Annotated in this window: 13 protein-coding genes and 1 pseudogene; 10 read left to right on the forward strand and 4 right to left on the reverse strand. The window is 69.0% G+C overall.

The features are described 5' to 3' along the window. Window positions 1–582, forward strand: a pseudogene (locus EP28_RS09565) (SPFH/Band 7/PHB domain protein); the annotation flags it as partial. A 40-nt stretch (window positions 583–622) separates the two neighbouring features. On the opposite strand, the gene EP28_RS09570 reads toward EP28_RS09565, so the two are convergent. The 3 genes from EP28_RS09570 to uvrB all read right to left on the reverse strand — a co-directional run bounded on the left by EP28_RS09570 (window position 623) and on the right by uvrB (window position 4,041). Continuing rightward, entirely contained in the window at window positions 623–1,222 is a 600-nt protein-coding gene (locus EP28_RS09570) for a hypothetical protein (protein WP_049983811.1), read from the reverse strand. Between the two features lie 132 nt (window positions 1,223–1,354). Continuing rightward, window positions 1,355–1,888, reverse strand: coding sequence for a hypothetical protein (locus EP28_RS09575; protein WP_049983812.1), 534 nt, complete (start codon window positions 1,886–1,888; stop codon window positions 1,355–1,357). 98 nt (window positions 1,889–1,986) lie between these two features. Further along, entirely contained in the window at window positions 1,987–4,041 is a 2,055-nt protein-coding gene (uvrB, locus tag EP28_RS09580) for an excinuclease ABC subunit UvrB (RefSeq protein WP_049983813.1), read from the reverse strand. Between the two features lie 488 nt (window positions 4,042–4,529). Between uvrB and EP28_RS09585 the strand changes: the two genes are divergently transcribed. The 9 genes from EP28_RS09585 to argF all read left to right on the forward strand — a co-directional run bounded on the left by EP28_RS09585 (window position 4,530) and on the right by argF (window position 14,002). After that, window positions 4,530–5,756 carry an argininosuccinate synthase gene (locus EP28_RS09585; protein WP_049983814.1) on the forward strand — a complete coding sequence of 409 codons (1,227 nt, stop codon included), beginning with the start codon at window positions 4,530–4,532 and terminating at the stop codon, window positions 5,754–5,756. Further along, the gene (gene argH / locus EP28_RS09590) at window positions 5,757–7,259 is read left to right on the forward strand and encodes an argininosuccinate lyase (protein ID WP_049983815.1); all 1,503 of its coding nucleotides are present in this window, start codon (window positions 5,757–5,759) and stop codon (window positions 7,257–7,259) included. A 254-nt stretch (window positions 7,260–7,513) separates the two neighbouring features. Beyond that, a complete protein-coding gene (lysW, locus tag EP28_RS09595) occupies window positions 7,514–7,702 on the forward strand; it encodes a lysine biosynthesis protein LysW (RefSeq protein ID WP_049983816.1) in 189 nt (62 codons plus the stop codon). 34 nt (window positions 7,703–7,736) lie between these two features. Then, entirely contained in the window at window positions 7,737–8,657 is a 921-nt protein-coding gene (gene lysX / locus EP28_RS09600) for a lysine biosynthesis protein LysX (protein ID WP_049983938.1), read from the forward strand. Further along, a complete protein-coding gene (gene argC / locus EP28_RS09605) occupies window positions 8,654–9,754 on the forward strand; it encodes an N-acetyl-gamma-glutamyl-phosphate reductase (protein WP_049983817.1) in 1,101 nt (366 codons plus the stop codon). Before lysX ends, argC begins: the two co-directional genes overlap by 4 nt. Continuing rightward, the gene (locus tag EP28_RS09610; RefSeq protein WP_049983818.1) at window positions 9,751–10,713 is read left to right on the forward strand and encodes an acetylglutamate/acetylaminoadipate kinase; all 963 of its coding nucleotides are present in this window, start codon (window positions 9,751–9,753) and stop codon (window positions 10,711–10,713) included. Before argC ends, EP28_RS09610 begins: the two co-directional genes overlap by 4 nt. Continuing rightward, complete coding sequence (locus tag EP28_RS09615) at window positions 10,710–11,837, forward strand: aspartate aminotransferase family protein (protein ID WP_049983819.1); 1,128 nt, start codon at window positions 10,710–10,712, stop codon at window positions 11,835–11,837. Before EP28_RS09610 ends, EP28_RS09615 begins: the two co-directional genes overlap by 4 nt. Beyond that, window positions 11,837–13,012, forward strand: coding sequence for a [LysW]-lysine hydrolase (locus EP28_RS09620; RefSeq protein WP_049983820.1), 1,176 nt, complete (start codon window positions 11,837–11,839; stop codon window positions 13,010–13,012). The genes EP28_RS09615 and EP28_RS09620 overlap by 1 nt, the downstream gene beginning before the upstream one ends. Before the next feature lie 90 nt (window positions 13,013–13,102). Beyond that, entirely contained in the window at window positions 13,103–14,002 is a 900-nt protein-coding gene (argF, locus tag EP28_RS09625) for an ornithine carbamoyltransferase (RefSeq protein WP_049983821.1), read from the forward strand. A 28-nt stretch (window positions 14,003–14,030) separates the two neighbouring features. Here argF and EP28_RS09630 read toward each other — a convergent pair whose 3' ends face one another. After that, window positions 14,031–15,143 carry a pyridoxal-phosphate-dependent aminotransferase family protein gene (locus tag EP28_RS09630; RefSeq protein WP_049983939.1) on the reverse strand — a complete coding sequence of 371 codons (1,113 nt, stop codon included), beginning with the start codon at window positions 15,141–15,143 and terminating at the stop codon, window positions 14,031–14,033. Window positions 15,144–15,351: the final 208 nt, after the last annotated feature.

Consider the following 15,351-nt stretch of genomic DNA (forward strand, 5'->3'; position numbering starts at 1 on the left):
GGCGCGGAGCGCCGCCGCCGCGCGATGATCTTGGAGGCGCAGGGAGAGCGTCGCTCCGCGGTCGAGCAGGCGGAGGGTGACAAGCAGTCGAACATCATCCGGGCGCAGGGCGAAAAGCAGTCGCAGATCCTCGAAGCGCAGGGTGACGCGATATCGACCGTCCTCCGGGCTCGCTCCGCGGAGTCGATGGGCGAACGCGCCATCATCGAGCGCGGGATGGAGACCCTAGAGGAGATCGGCAAAGGCGAGTCCACCACGTTCGTCCTCCCGCAGGAACTCACCAGCCTGGTGGGCCGCTACGGCAAGGCCCTCTCCGGCTCCGACGTCCAACAGATGGAGGGATTAGAGAGCAAGGAGTTCGACGAGGAGACGGAGAAGATGCTCGGCTTAGAGGACATCGAGAGCGCGCTCGAACAGCTCGATACGGTGGCCGACAGCGACCTGCGGACCGACGAGACGCGGGACGCGGACACGGCACGCGACAGCGCCCGCGACACCGGCATCGCCGGCGAGGCGGACCTCGACCGCGAGGCCGACCGTGACGTGGACCTCGAGACCGAAAGCGAGCGTCCGGGCGACTGACCCCGAACCGGCTCCCGGGAGCCGGGCGGTTCCGCCCCCCTCAGGGCCGCCACGTCGACGGGTCGAGCGCCCAGAGCGACCCCACCGCGACCGCGCCGGCGACCCCGGCGGAGGCGAGCGCGAGCGGGGCCGCTTCCCCCCTTGCGACCGCGGCGAGCAACAGCGCCGCACCGACGAGCAGCGTGATCGTGTCCTCGGTCGTCGCGGCGCGGACCACCGGCGCTATCGCCCCTCCGGCGAGCGCACCCGCCGCGACCGCGGCCGGAGGTCCACCACCGAGCGCCGCGAGCGTCTCCGGAGCGGCGAACGCGGCGAGGGGGGCTCCCAAGCCGGTTCCGATTCCGGTGCCGAGTGCGAGCGCCGCGCCGGCACCCAGTGCGGGTGCGAGGAGAGCGGCGCGCGCGGAGAGGTCGGCGTCGGCGAGCGCGGCCGCACCGCCGACGAAAAACACCGATCCGGCCGCGAGGAGCGCGGGCGCGGCCAGACGCGAGATCGGCGACGGCGAGACGCCGGCGGGGCTGCCGGACGCGCCTCCGGCTTCGGGGACGATCACGGGCGCGACGGCGGCCGCGCTCGCGAACGCGGCGACGGCGAGCGCGAGGAGGACCGCTCCGCGGAGCCGGCGGGACACAGAGAGCATACCGGCGAGAGGCCGCCGACCCACTAAACGATCGCGGGACGCGACCAGATGATCGCGGGACGTGGACCGATGGACGCGCACGCGATCGGTGAAAAACTCCCTCGGCCGGTCGCGACCTCGGGACGCCGACATTCAGATCGTCACGCCGGCGCGATCGCCGTCGGCGGAGACGATGACGCGCTCCGGGATCCCCTGCTGGTCGGTGAGCCGAAGTAGCAGGGTCTTGACGACGGGGTCGTCGAGCTTCTCGACGTCGACGTCGGGACCGGACTCGTCGACCGCGACGCGAAGCGCGCCATCGCCGATGCGGCTGATCGCGCCGAGGCGCAACGCGACTTCGGGCGCGGTGAGGCGCTGAGCGACGACGAGGATCGACTCGCCGCCGTCGTCGACGAACCGGGTTGCATCGACGAACGACCGCGCTTCGGCCGCGTCGGGACGGAGCGCACCGAGCGCGGCGTCACCCGACCGGTACGACGCCGCGTGAACATGGAGCTCGGGGGGAAGCGCGCGGATGCTCTGGCCGTCGACGAGCGGGTCGCCGTCGACGTAGCGGCTTCGAACGGCGAGGTCTCGCGGGGTCGACGCGGCCACGTCGCGGATCCGGTCGGTACAGCCCGCGGTGGCGGCGGCGAGGGCTCCGACCACGACCGCGCGCCGGTACATGAGTCCGAATCCGACGGTGTCGGGTAAAAATCCCTGCCTCGGCGTTCCGCCGGATGAGAATCGGTGCGCCGACAGCGAACGGGCGATGGGCCGCTCGACTACTCCCCGCCGACCGGCGCGGGAACGCCTTCGTCTCCGTCACCGATCTCGAAGGCGCGACGGAGTTCGGCGATCCGGTCGCGGATGTCGGCGGCCAACTCGAACTCAAGATTGCTCGCGGCCTCGTCCATCCGCTCTTCGAGCGCGTCGATCTGCGCTCTCGCCTCCTCTTCGCTCTCTACGTCGCCGACGCTGACCGAGGCGGTGTCCGTCGTCGCGCCCGGGAGGTTGGTCTCGCCGACGGGCTTGTCGATGGTGGTCGCCTCGTACCCGTGCTCGTCGTTGTACTCCAGTTGTATCTCCCGACGGCGCTGGGTCTCCTCGATGGCGGCCTCCATCGAGTCCGTCATCCGGTCGGCGTACAGCACCACCTCGCCGTTGACGTTGCGCGCGGCTCGCCCCATCGTCTGAACGAGGGTGGTGGTGGAGCGCAAGAACCCCTCTTGGTCGGCGTCGAGGATGGCGACGAGACTCACCTCCGGGATGTCGAGGCCCTCCCGCAGCAGGTTGATGCCGACCAGCACGTCGATGTTGCCGAGTCGGAGGTCGCGGATGATCTCGTGGCGCTCCAAGGTGTCCGTCTCGTCGTGCATGTACGCCACGTCGATACCGGCCTCTTCGAAGTACTCCGTGAGGTCCTCGGCCATCCGCTTCGTGAGCGTGGTGACGAGGACGCGCTCGTCGCGTTCGATCCGCTCGCCGACGCGTTCTAAGAGGTCTTCGACCTGTCCCGTCGCCTCCGTCACCTCCACCTTCGGGTCGACGAGGTGCGTGGGACGGACGATCTGCTCTGCGATCTGCTCCGAGGTCTCGCGCTCGTAGTCGCCGGGCGTCGCCGACACGTAGAGGGTGCGGTCGGTCTTCGCCTCGAACTCCTCGAACGTCAGGGGCCGGTTGTCGTAGGCGGTCGGCAGCCGGAACCCGTTCTCGACGAGCGAGTCCTTCCGCGATTTGTCGCCCTCGTACTGTCCCTTTATCTGCGGGATCGTCTGATGGGACTCGTCGATCACGGTGAGGAAGTCGTCTGGGAAGTAATCGAGGAGCGTGTAGGGGGCGTCGCCCGACTCGCGGTCGTCCATGTGGACGGAGTAGTTCTCGATTCCCGAACAGTAGCCCGCCTCCCGGAGCATCTCGATGTCGAAGGTCGTCCGCTCTTCGATGCGCTGAGCGGCCACCAGATCGCCCTGCCGCTCGAAGTAGCTCACCCGTTTCTCCATCAGCTCTTCTATCTCCGCTATCGCCCGCTCCAGCTTGTCGTCCGGGATCGAGTAGTGTTCCGCGGGGTGGAGCATGACCGCGGGCTCCTCGCTCACGACCTCGCCTTTCATCGGGTCGACTTTCACTATCCGATCGATCTCGTCGCCCCACAGCTCGACGCGGACCGCGTACCGACCGTACATCGGGTATATCTCCACGGTGTCGCCGCGCACGCGGAAGGTGCCCTGCGTGAAGTCCACGTCGTTGCGCTCGTAGTTCAGGTCTACGAGGTCGGCGAGCAGCCGGTCCCGACCGACCGCCTCGCCCACCTCCAACCGGAGCGCCATCTCCCGGTAGTTTTGCGGATCGCCGAGCCCGTAGATGGCAGAGACGGAGGCGACCACGATGACGTCGTCGCGAGTGAGAAGCGAGCGCGTCGCGGAGTGGCGGAGTCGGTCGATCTCCTCGTTAATTGACATCTCCTTGTCGATGAACGTGTCCGTCTGCTCGACGTACGCCTCCGGCTGGTAGTAGTCGTAGTAGGAGACGAAGTACTCGACGGCGTTGTCCGGAAACAGCTCGCGGAACTCCTCGTACAGCTGGGCCGCGAGCGTCTTGTTATGAGCCAAGACGAGGGTGGGCTGGTCCAGTTCTTCGGCGACCCACGAGACGGTGTTGGTCTTGCCGGAGCCGGTGACGCCGAGGAGCGTCTGTCTGTCCGCGCCTCCCTCGAACCCCTCGACCAACTGCGCTATCGCCTCGGGCTGGTCGCCCGCGGGCTCGAACGGGGCGTCGACGCGGAGGGGGCGATCGACGGTCGGGCGGTCCTCCGAGAGTGGGGAGTCGGCGTCGCTCACGATATCCGCCGTTGGGCGGCGAGACACTTGAGCGGCGCGGCGGTAATGGACGGTGCGGTGACACCCCCCCAGACAACGGCAGCGTTCGGCGCGGCACGATCGCGCACGCAGTCGCCGGGGCGTCTTGTCGCCTCGCGTACGGCTCCCGCCGGCTCGACCACGCCGGCGGGTCCCGCTCGACGCACGTAGCGGAACGGTTTTATATCGAAACCTCACAAGTATTTGCTAATGACCGCGGCGGCTCGTCAGGCGGCCACGCTCTTCCGAGGCCGACGAGCCCCGCGACCGCGACGAGGCGTCCGACCGCGACGGGTTTCCGGCGCGGCGCGACGACTGGCCCCCCAAGGCCAGTAAGTTTCCCCTTGTCGCGTTCGCGCCGTTTCGTTCCCGAGAGTGACAGCTTCATCGATCGGTAGCGACCGCGCCGCAATTTTGTTCCAATCTCTAAACCGTCGAATTTAAGGGGGTGGGCCGGATCTACTCCGATAATGACGAGCGTTGCACTCGCGTTCAGTGGCGGACTCGACACGACAGTGTGCGTACCGCTTTTGAAAGAGGAGTACGGCTACGACGAGGTCATCGGCGTCAACGTCGACGTCGGCCAGCCGACGGAAGAGTTCGACGAGGCGGAAGAGACCGCCGATGCGCTTGGACTCGACATCCACGTCGTCGACGCGAAAGAGGAGTTCGCGGAGCTGTGTTTCGACGCGGTGAAGACGAACGCGACGTATCAGGGGTACCCGCTCGGGACCGCGCTGGCGCGTCCCGTCATCGCCGAGGCCATTCTGGGCGTCGCCGAGGAGGAAGGCTGTGACGCCATCGCGCACGGCTGTACGGGTAAGGGGAACGACCAGCTCCGGTTCGAGGCCGTCTGGCGCGGCTCCGATCTGGAGGTCATCGCGCCTGTCCGCGAGCTCGGACTCACCCGCGAGTGGGAGATCGACTACGCCGCGGAGAAGGACCTGCCCGTCGAGGCCGGCGACGGTGGTGTCTGGTCGATCGACGAGAACATCTGGTCGCGCGCGGTCGAGGGCGGCGAACTCGAGAACCCGGACTACGAGCCGCCGGAGGACATCTACGAGTGGACCGCAGAGCCCGAGGGCGAGACGACGATCGAGGTCGCCTTCGAGGAGGGCGTCCCGGTCGCCGTCGACGGCGAGGCGATGGACCCGGTGCCGCTCATCCAGCACCTCAACGAGTACGCCGGCGGCTACGGCATCGGCCGCACCGACGTGATGGAAGACCGCATGCTCGGGCTGAAGGTGCGCGAGAACTACGAGCACCCGGCCGCGACGGTCCTGCTCACGGCACACCAAGCCCTAGAGGACCTCGTCCTCACCAAAAACGAGCGCTCGTTCAAGAAGGGGATCGAACAGGAGTGGTCCGAGAAGGCGTATCAGGGGCTCGTGTTCGCGCCCGTCGTCGACGCGCTGAACGCCTTCGTCGACGAGACGCAGGACGTGGTGACTGGCACCGCGACGGTCAAAGTCTCCGGCGGCAACTGCCGCGTCGTCGCCCGCGACTCCGAGTACGCCGTCTACTCCGAGGAGATGGCCTCGTTTAACACCGAAGACGTGGCCGGCATCGCACAGGAGGACGCCACGGGCGTCGCGAAGTACCACGGGTTACAGGAGCGTCTCGCCAACGACGTGAAAGAGGCGGTCTCGAAGCCCGAACTCGCCAGCGATGGCGGAGAGACTGCAGACGAGGAATAGATGACCGACGACGATCCCGCCGTGACCGCCGAGGGTGCCGAGGACGCCGACACCGCCGTCCGCCGCGACCGCTTCAGCGGCGGTCCCGCCCGCGCGTTCCTCTCCAGTCTCGCGGCCGACGCGGCCATCTTCGAGGCGGACCTCGCGGTCGATCGCGCGCACACGGTGATGCTCGCGGAGCGGGAGATCGTCGACGACGCGGTCGCGGGCGAAATCCTCGCGGCGCTCGACGCCGTCGAGGCCGCCGGTCACGGTGACCTCGACGGAGGCGAGGACGTCCACGAGGCGATCGAGACGGCCGTGATCGACCGGATCGGTCCCGATGGCGGGCGGATGCACACGGCGCGCTCGCGCAACGACGAGGTTGCGACCTGCATCCGGTACCGCCTGCGCGAGGACCTGCTCGCGGCCGCGGAGGCCACCCTGACGCTGCGTCGGGCGCTTCTCGACGTCGCCGGCGAGCACACGGAGACGGTGATGCCCGGCTACACCCACCTCCAGCCGGCTCAGCCGACGACGATCGCGCACTACCTGCTGTCGTACGAGGGCGGGATCGCGCGCGACACGGCGCGGCTGCTCGACGCCTACGAGCGCACCAACCGCTCGCCGCTCGGCGCGGCCGCGTTCGCGGGCACGCCGTTCGACATCGACCGCGAGCGGACCGCCGAGCTGCTCGGGTTCGACGGGCTCGTCGCCAACTCGATGGACGCCGCCTCCGCGCGCGACTTCCTCGCCGAGGGGGCGACCGCGTGCGCGACGCTCGCGACGACGCTGTCCGGGCTCGCGGAGGACCTCGTCCTCTTTTCGAACAAGGGGTTCGTCGAGCTGTCCGACGACTACGCGTCCACCTCTTCGATCATGCCTCAAAAAAAGAACCCCGACACGCTGGAGCTGACCCGCGGCGTCGCCGGCGACGCCATCGGCGAGGCGGCCGGCACGCTGAGTCTGCTCAAGGGGTTACCGCGCGCGTACAATCGCGACCTCCAGCGCGCGCACGCGAGCGTCTTCGAGACCGCGGACGACGTGCGGGAGGCGGCCGAGGTGGCTGCGGGCGCGGTCGCGACGGCCGACTGGAACGAGGCGGTGCTCGCCGACGCCGCGGGCGACGGCTTCTCGACGGCGACCGGCGTCGCAGACCTGCTCGCCACAGGGGGACTTCCCTTCCGCACCGCCCACGAGATAGTCGCGGCCGCGGCCGAGCGCGTCGCGGACGACGACGCGCCGCCGGCGGCCGCCGCAAAAGTTGACGAGGCCGCGCGAACGGTGACGGGCGAGCCCCTCTCGGCGTACGTGAGCCGCGAGGAGGTCGAGGCCGTCTTGGACCCCGAACGCAGCGTCGCGAGCCGCGACTCCGCGGGCGGACCAGCGCCCGACGCGGTCGCGTGCGATCTCGAAGCGCGCCGCGAGTCGCTCGACGCGGACGAAACGACGCTCGCGGCGCGTCGGGAGGCGCTCGCGGATGCGGCTCGCGCGCTCGACGCCGAGGTGAGCGAGTATGTCTGAGGTGGTCTCCGGTGTCTGACCGACGCCGACAGCCGGACCGGCTGCGACGACCGCCGCGGTCGGCGGTCGATCCGTGACCGCCGGCGGCGATCCCGTCCCCGCGAGGGGGCGAAGTTCGTATCGAATTCTGACACGACACGGAACGCCGGGGCGACTCGTTCCGGTTTTACGCGAGTAGCGGCCGCTTTACGTAGTGTAATATCCTCGACAAGTTCGAAGCCTTTATGCGCTCTCGACGCTGACACCGATCCACGATGACGAGCGACACCGATACGCTGGTGGCGGAGGACCCGATCACGGGCGACGAGATCGAACTGCCGGCCGACGTCGAGGTCGGCGAGATAATCGACAGTCCGGTCACCGGGACCGAGCTGGAGGTCATCTCTCTCGACCCCGTCGTGTTAGAGGAGGCCCCCGAGCTCGAGGAGGACTGGGGCGAGTAACGTCGATGGTGACGACCGCGCCGAGGTGGTCCGCGTGAAGGTCGGGATCCTCTACTCGCGGATCCGGAAAGACGAGAAGCTGCTGCTCTCCGAGCTTCGCGACCGCGACCACGACGTCGAGAAGATAGACGTCCGCAAGGAGCGGTTCGGCCTCGACGCGACGACCGCGGCCGTCGACGACCTCGACATCGTCGTCGACCGCTGTCTGTCGACGAGCCGGTCGCTGTACGCGACGCGCTTTCTCGACAGCTACGGCGTCCCCGTGGTCAACTCCCCCGAGACGGGCGACGTCTGTGCCGACAAGGCGAAGAACTCGCTCGCGCTCGCCGAGGCCGACGTGCCGACGCCCGCGACGGAGGTAGCGTTCACCAAAGACGCTGCCCTCGACGCGATCGAGTCGTTCGGCTACCCCTGCGTGCTCAAGCCTGTCACCGGCTCGTGGGGTCGGCTGATGGCGAAGATCGACTCGCGGAACGCCGCCGAGGCGATCTTAGAGCACAAAGAGACGCTCGGTCATTACGAGCACAAGGTGTTCTACGTCCAGGAGTTTGTCGACAAGCCCGGCCGCGACATCCGCGTGCTGGCGGTCGACGGCGAGCCCGTCGCGGCGATGACGCGGTCGTCCGACCACTGGCTCACGAACGCTGCGAAAGGCGGCGAGACGACGCCGTTCGATCTGGACGACCGCGCGCTGGAACTGGTCGAGCGCGCCTCCGACGCGGTCGGCGGCGGCCTGCTCGGCGTCGACCTGATGGAGGTGGGCGTCGACGCGGACGCGGACCCCGCCGAGGGCGGCGGCGCGGACGGGTACACCGTCCACGAGGTGAACCACACGGTCGAGTTCAAGGCGCTCGACGCCGCGACCGATGTCGACGTTCCCGCGCGGGTCGTCGACTGGGTGGAGACGAAGGCGACCGAACTGGCCGGCGGAGAGGCCGAGGAGGCGGACGCATGACGGCCGACGCCGACGCGGCCGACGACGCGACGGCCGCGACCGACGACCCGGTCGGCGAGACCCTCACCGCGAGCGTCATCGGCGGCACGGGATTCACCGGCGGCGAGCTGTTGCGCCTGCTCTCCGGCCACCCGAACTTCGAGGTCGTTCAGGCCACGTCGCGGTCGGCGGACAACATGACCGTCGGTCGCTCGCACCCGAACCTGCGCGGGCTCGACCTGCGCTTCTCGGACCCGGACGAGCTGGCGTCCGTCGACGTGCTCTTTTCGGCGACGCCGCACGGCGTCTCGATGGGACAGGTGGACGAGTACTTCGAGGCGGCGGACACGGTCGTCGACCTGTCCGCGGACTTCCGGCTGCCGGAGGCCGAGCTGTACGACGAGTGGTACGACGGCCACGAGTCGCCGGAGTACCTGGAGCGCGCGGAGTACGCGCTCCCCGAACTCAACCGCGAGAACCTCGCTGGGGCGGACCTAATAGCCGGCGGCGGCTGTAACGCGACCGCGACGATCCTCGGACTGAAGCCGCTCGTCGACGCCGGCGCCCTCGACCCGGATACCGATCGGGTCGTCGTCGACGTGAAGGTCGGCTCCTCGGAGGGCGGTGCCGGCGGCGGCGCGGCCTCCTCGCATCCGGAGCGCTCGGGCGTCGTGCGCCCGTACGCGCCAACGAGCCACCGTCACGAGGCCGAGATCGAGGCGTACCTCGGGCTCTCCGTCTCCTTCACCGTTCACGCGGTCGAGATGGTCCGCGGTGCGTCGGCGACCTGCCACGTCTTCCCCGGCGAGCCCGTCTCGAAGGGCGACCTGTGGGGGGCGTACCGCGACGCGTACGCCGACGAGCGGTTTATGCGGATCGTCTCCGGCGGGGGCGGCGTCTACCGCTATCCCGAGCCGAAGGCAGTTGCCGGCACGAACTACGGCGAGGTCGGCTTCGAACTCGACCCCGGCAACCGGCGCGTCGTCGTCTTCTCGGCTATCGACAACATGATGAAAGGCTCCGCCGGGCAGGCGGTCCACGCGGCGAACATCGCCCTGGACCTGCCCGAAGAGGCGGGATTAGAGTTCGAGGGGCTTCACCCCGTGGGGTCGCCATGAGCGGGAACGACACGCGGAGCGGTCAGCCCGCGTCCTGCGCGATCGCAGACGGCGGCGCACCCGCAGACGAGCCTCCGGTCGTCGTCAAGATCGGCGGCGCGAAGGCGGTCGATCCCGCTGGCGCGGTCGACGACGTGGCGAGTCTCGCCGCGGACGGCCGCGAGGTCGTCGTCGTCCACGGCGGCTCGACGGTCGTCGACGAGGTTATCGAGCGGCTCGGGATGGAGCCCGAGTACGTCGAGTCGGCCTCCGGCGTCACCGGTCGGTTCACCGACGCGGAGACGATGGAGGCGTTCACGATGGCGATGGCCGGCAAACTCAACACCGAGCTGACGGCGCTGTTCCGCGAGGCCGGCGTCGACGCGGTCGGCCTCTCGGGCGTCGACGGCGGGCTTCTCTCGGGGCCGCGCAAGTCGGCGGTCCGCGTGGTCGAGGACGGCAAAACGAAGATCAAACGGGGCGAACACTCCGGCCGGATCGAGTCGGTGAACGCCGATCTGCTGGCCGGCCTGCTCGCCGACGGATACACGCCCGTCGTCTCGCCGCCGATGGAGGGAACGGAGAGTGACGGCGGCGTCACCCCGGTCAACGCGGACGCTGACCGGGCGGCCGCCGCGGTCGCGGGCGCGCTCGACGCCGACCTCGTCCTGCTGACGGACGTGGCGGGCGTCTACGCCGATCCCGACGACCCCGACACGCTGATCGCGTCGGCGGCGACGCCCGACGAACTCGCGGCGGTTGAGGACGCTGCCGAGGGGTTCATGGGCAAGAAGGTGATGGCGGCCAAGGAAGCGCTCTCGGGTGGCTCCGGCCGCGTCGTCGTCGCCGACGCCAACGCCGACGACCCGATCGTCGCCGCGCTCGGCGGCGCGGGGACGACGATCGAACGCTCCGCGCTCGGTGAGGACGCGGAAGCCGCGGAGGACGCGGAAGCCGAAACGGAGGGCGAGACCGCATGAGCGGATTCGTCTTCTCCGAGAAGCCGATCGAGATCGCCTCTGGCGACGGGGTGTATCTCACCGACACCACCGGGACCGAGTACCTCGACTTCGGCGCGAGCTACGCGTGCACGCCGGTCGGGCACTGTCACCCCGAGGTCGTCGACGCGGCGACAAGCCAGATAGAGGAGCTGCTGTACGTGCAGGCGTCGTACCCGCACGCGGCGCGGACGGCGCTGTACGAGAAGCTCTCCGCGACCGGCCCCGGCGACATCGACAACGTCTGGCTTTGTAACTCCGGGACGGAGGCCAACGAGGCCGCGCTGAAGTTCGCCCGGCATGCGACGGGCCGCGAGAAGATCGTCGCGACCACGCAGGGCTTTCACGGCCGGACGATGGGCGCGCTCGCGACCACCTGGAAGCAGAAGTACAAGCAGGGGTTCGAGCCGCTCGCGGGCGGCGTGGAGTTCGTCGAGTACGGCGACGCGGAGGCGATGCGCGAGGCGGTCGACGACGAGACCGCCGCGGTCATCCTCGAACCTCTGCAGGGCGAAGGCGGGATAAACCCCGCTCCGACGGCGTACCTGCAGTCGGTCCGCGAGGCGACCGAGAAGGCCGGGGCCGCGATGATCGTAGACGAGATCCAGACTGGGCTCGGCCGCACCGGGTCGCTGTGGGCGGCGGAGACTCACGACGTGGTGCCGGACGTGCTCACGACCGCGAAGGGACTCGGTAGCGGGCTCCCGATCGGCGCGACGCTCTGTCGCGACTGGATCGCCGAGGATGCCGGGAATCACGGCTCGACGTTCTCCGGCGGCCCGGTCGTCTCGGCCGCTGCCGGGGCGACGCTCGACGTGATCGAACGTGAAGACCTCTCGGCACACGCCGACGAGGTCGGAGCGTACCTGCGCGGTGAGCTCACCGACCGCCTCGGCGACGACATCCGCGACGTCCGCGGTGACGGGCTGATGGTCGGGATCGAGGTGAAACGCGGCTCGAACCGCCTGCTTCGCGATCTGGCCATGAACCACCAGATACTCGCGCTGCCCGCGGGTCGCACCGTCTTGCGCTTGCTCCCGCCGCTCACCATCGAACGCGAGCACGCCGACGCCGTCGTCGACGCCATCGCCGAGGTGATCAGCTGATGGCGGCCGGCAAAGAGCGGGAGAGCGACGAGTCGAGCGATGAGTCGACGCGTTCCGCCGGTGATGTCGTCGCCGGCGGCGGCTACCCCGCGGCCTGCGACACGCCGGCCCGGAAGCTCCTGTACGACATGGTGTCCATCCCCTCGCCGTCGGGCGAGGAGGAGCGCGCCGCGGAGCGGCTGGTCGACTTCTTTACGGCCAACGGGCGGGAGGCGTGGATCGATGACGCCGGCAACGTCCGCGCGCCGGCGAACGACGCCGTACTCCTCACCTCGCACGTCGACACGGTGCCGGGCGACATTCCGGTCGAGGTGCGGCCGGCCCCGCCAGAGGGCGAACTGCCGGAACCGTCCGACGTTCGGGTCGGCGACCCCGGCGATCCCGTGCTGTGGGGTCGCGGGGCGGTCGACGCGACGGGGCCGCTCGTCACGATGGCGGTCGCGGCGGTGAAAACCGGCGTCTCCTTCGCGGGCGTCGTCCGCGAGGAGGTCGACTCCGGCGGCGCGCGCCACCTCATCGACGACCGCGACGCGCCGGACGCGGTGGTCAACGGCGAGCCGTCGGGCTGGCAGGGGATCACGCTCGGCTACCGCGGACTGCTGGAGGGGACCTACGTGAACACGAGCGAGTCGGGCCACTCCTCGCGGCCGGAGCCGAACGCGATCCAGCACGCGATCGACTGGTGGCACGGCGTCGAGGAGACGTTCACTCCGGAGGACTCCGACACCGCGGTGTTCGACCAAGTGACGACCAAACCCATCTCGATCGACGGCGGACTGAGCGACGACGGGCTCGCCGTGGAGACGACGATGGACGTGCAGCTGCGCATTCCACCATCTCGTCCCGTCGACGAGATCCACGAACTCTCCGAGGCGGAGCTGTCGACCGGCTCGGTCCACTGGGGCGAGCCGATGCCGCCCGTCATGGAGAGCCCGCGCACGGATCTGGCCCGGGCGTTCCGCGTCGCGATCCGGGCGGCCGACGGCGACGTCCGCCTGCTGCGAAAGACCGGCACGAGCGACATGAACCTCTTTGCGGCCGCGTGGGACTGCCCGATGGTCACCTACGGCCCCGGGAACTCCGACCTCGACCACGCCCCGGACGAGCGACTCCCGCTTCCGGAACTGGACCGGGCCGTAACCGTCCTGACCGACGTCTGTCGCAAGCGCCTGTAACGGCGTACCGACGCCGCCACCGAACGACTCCCGCTCGAACGAGACGACCGCTCTCGAACGACACCACGCTACCACACCACACAACGAACGATGCCACTCGCTACCGACGACTTCCTCGATATCGACGACGTGACGCCCGCCGAACTGGACGCCCTGCTCGACCGCGCGGCCGCGATGAAGGCGGGCGAGACGGACCCTCGACTGGCGGACGCAACGCTCGGGATGATCTTCGAGAAGCCCTCGACCCGGACCCGCGTCTCCTTCGAGACGGGGATGACTAGACTGGGCGGGCACGCGATGTTCCTCGGCCCCGACGACATCCAGCTCGGCCACGGCGAGCCGCTGCGCGACACCGCGCGCGTGCTCGGTCGGTACGTCGATGGCGTGATGGCCAGGCTCTTCGACCACGCCGACGTCGAGGTGCTCGCCGAGAACGCGGACTGTCCCGTGATCAACGGGCTCACCGATGAGGCGCACCCCTGTCAGACGCTCGCCGACCTCCTGACGATCCGCGAGACCGTCGGCTCAGACGCCACGGTCGCGTGGGTCGGCGACGGCAACAACGTCGGGCAGTCGTTCGTCGTCGGCGCGGCGATGGCCGGGATCGACGTCGCGGTCGCGACGCCCGCGGAGTACGGCATGGACCCCGCCGTCTTCGACCGGGCGGCCGCGTTCGGCGCGGACGTGGAGCCGACCACCGACCCCGCGGCGGCGATCGACGGTGCGGACGTCGTCTACACCGACGTATGGATCTCGATGGGACAGGAGGACGAGCGCGACGAGAAGCTGGCGGCGTTCGACGGCTTCCAGGTGAACGCGGACCTCCTCGCGGACACCGACGCGCGGGTGATGCACTGTCTGCCCGCCCACCGGGGCGAAGAGATCACGGACGACGTGCTCGAATCCGACCGCGCGCTAGTGTGGGATCAGGCCGAAAACCGGATGCACGCACAGAATGCGCTTCTCGTCGAGCTACTCGGAGCGGAGTGACGCGCCCGAGCGTCTCCCCCGGCCTTCCTCAGAGCCCGGCGACGTCTTCGATCGCGTCGGTCAGCTCTTTGACGCTTTCGACCGTGTGCTCGCCCATGTGCCCGATCCGGAACGTCTCCTCGCCGAGCTGTGAGCCGTACCCGTTCGAGAAGGCCATGTCGTACTCCTCGCTCACTTCCTCGATCGTCGCGGCGACGTCTATCCCCTGCGTGTTCTCGATGCAGGCGACCGTCTGGGACTCGTAGCCCTCCTCGGGGAACATCGCGAAGTGCTCGTCGGCCCACTCGTGGACGTACGTCATCATCTCACGGTGACGCTCGTCGCGGGCGTCGTGGCCCTCCTCCAGCATGTGTTTCATCTGTTTGCGGTATGCTAACATGACTGGGATCGCGGGCGTCGAGTGGGTCTGTCCCTTGCGGTCGTAGTAGTCGATCGTCCGGCGGAAGCCGCCGTACCACGAGGAGGTTCCCTTCTCCACCTCGCGGTCGTAGGCGCCGTCGCTGACGACGCAGACCGCGAGTCCCGGCGGCATCGCGAACGCCTTCTGGGTCGACGCGAAGATCACGTCGATGTTGTGTTCGTCGATGTCGACGTAGTCGCCGCCCAGAGCGGAGACCGCGTCGACGACGAAGTACGTGTCCGGGTACTCCGCGACCACGTCGCCGATCTCCTCGATGGGGTTGCGGACGCCCGTCGAGGACTCGTTCATCACGGTCGCGACCACGTCGTACTCCGTCTCCGAGGATTCGAGGTGTTCGCGGATGTCCTCGGGCTTGACGGCCTCGCCCCACTCGTACTCCAGCCGGTCGACGTCCTTGCCGAGCCGTTCGGCGACGTTGGCGTGGCGCTCGCTGAAGCTGCCGCAGGTCGGCACCAGGATGTTCTCGTCGACGAGGTTGAGCGTCGACGCCTCCCAGAACTCCGTGCCGGAGGCGGTGAGGATGACGACCTCGTTTTCGGTGCCGAGGAACTCCTTCGTGTCCTCAACGATGGTGGTGTACAGATCGGTCATCCGGTCCATCCGGTGGCCGAACATCGGCTGTGCCATCGCCTCGATCACGTCCTCACGGACCTCGGTCGGCCCGGGGATGAAGAGCGTCTTGTCGTCGTAGTCGTCGCGGTATTCGCGTTTCTTGGTCACGGGATCCACCTGATGATCGGTACGGGGGCGCGTGCCGGTATGTTCCTTGTGGTATCTCCGGACTTTCCTTGTGGTCTCTCTCGACCCCGCGGGCCGCGCGTTCGCCCGCCTCGCCCCGACCCGCCTCCATCTCACGGAGCCCTTTCAACCTCACAGAGCCGCCGACCACGCCGCGGAAAGTAGCCGGGTTTATACGAACAGAGAAAAG

Source organism: Halorubrum sp. BV1 (assembly GCF_000746205.1).
In the GTDB taxonomy this organism is placed as follows: domain Archaea; phylum Halobacteriota; class Halobacteria; order Halobacteriales; family Haloferacaceae; genus Halorubrum.

What these genes read in the sequence shown, in the direction of transcription:
- EP28_RS09615 (WP_049983819.1), top strand. Translation starts at nt 10,710, where the DNA reads ATGAGCGGATTCGTCTTCTCCGAGAAGCCGATCGAGATCGCCTCTGGC.
- lysW (WP_049983816.1), top strand. Translation starts at nt 7,514, where the DNA reads ATGACGAGCGACACCGATACGCTGGTGGCGGAGGACCCGATCACGGGC.
- argC (WP_049983817.1), top strand. Translation starts at nt 8,654, where the DNA reads ATGACGGCCGACGCCGACGCGGCCGACGACGCGACGGCCGCGACCGAC.
- argH (WP_049983815.1), top strand. Translation starts at nt 5,757, where the DNA reads ATGACCGACGACGATCCCGCCGTGACCGCCGAGGGTGCCGAGGACGCC.
- EP28_RS09575 (WP_049983812.1), bottom strand. Translation starts at nt 1,888, where the DNA reads ATGTACCGGCGCGCGGTCGTGGTCGGAGCCCTCGCCGCCGCCACCGCG.
- EP28_RS09610 (WP_049983818.1), top strand. Translation starts at nt 9,751, where the DNA reads ATGAGCGGGAACGACACGCGGAGCGGTCAGCCCGCGTCCTGCGCGATC.
- argF (WP_049983821.1), top strand. Translation starts at nt 13,103, where the DNA reads ATGCCACTCGCTACCGACGACTTCCTCGATATCGACGACGTGACGCCC.
- EP28_RS09620 (WP_049983820.1), top strand. Translation starts at nt 11,837, where the DNA reads ATGGCGGCCGGCAAAGAGCGGGAGAGCGACGAGTCGAGCGATGAGTCG.
- EP28_RS09585 (WP_049983814.1), top strand. Translation starts at nt 4,530, where the DNA reads ATGACGAGCGTTGCACTCGCGTTCAGTGGCGGACTCGACACGACAGTG.
- EP28_RS09570 (WP_049983811.1), bottom strand. Translation starts at nt 1,222, where the DNA reads ATGCTCTCTGTGTCCCGCCGGCTCCGCGGAGCGGTCCTCCTCGCGCTC.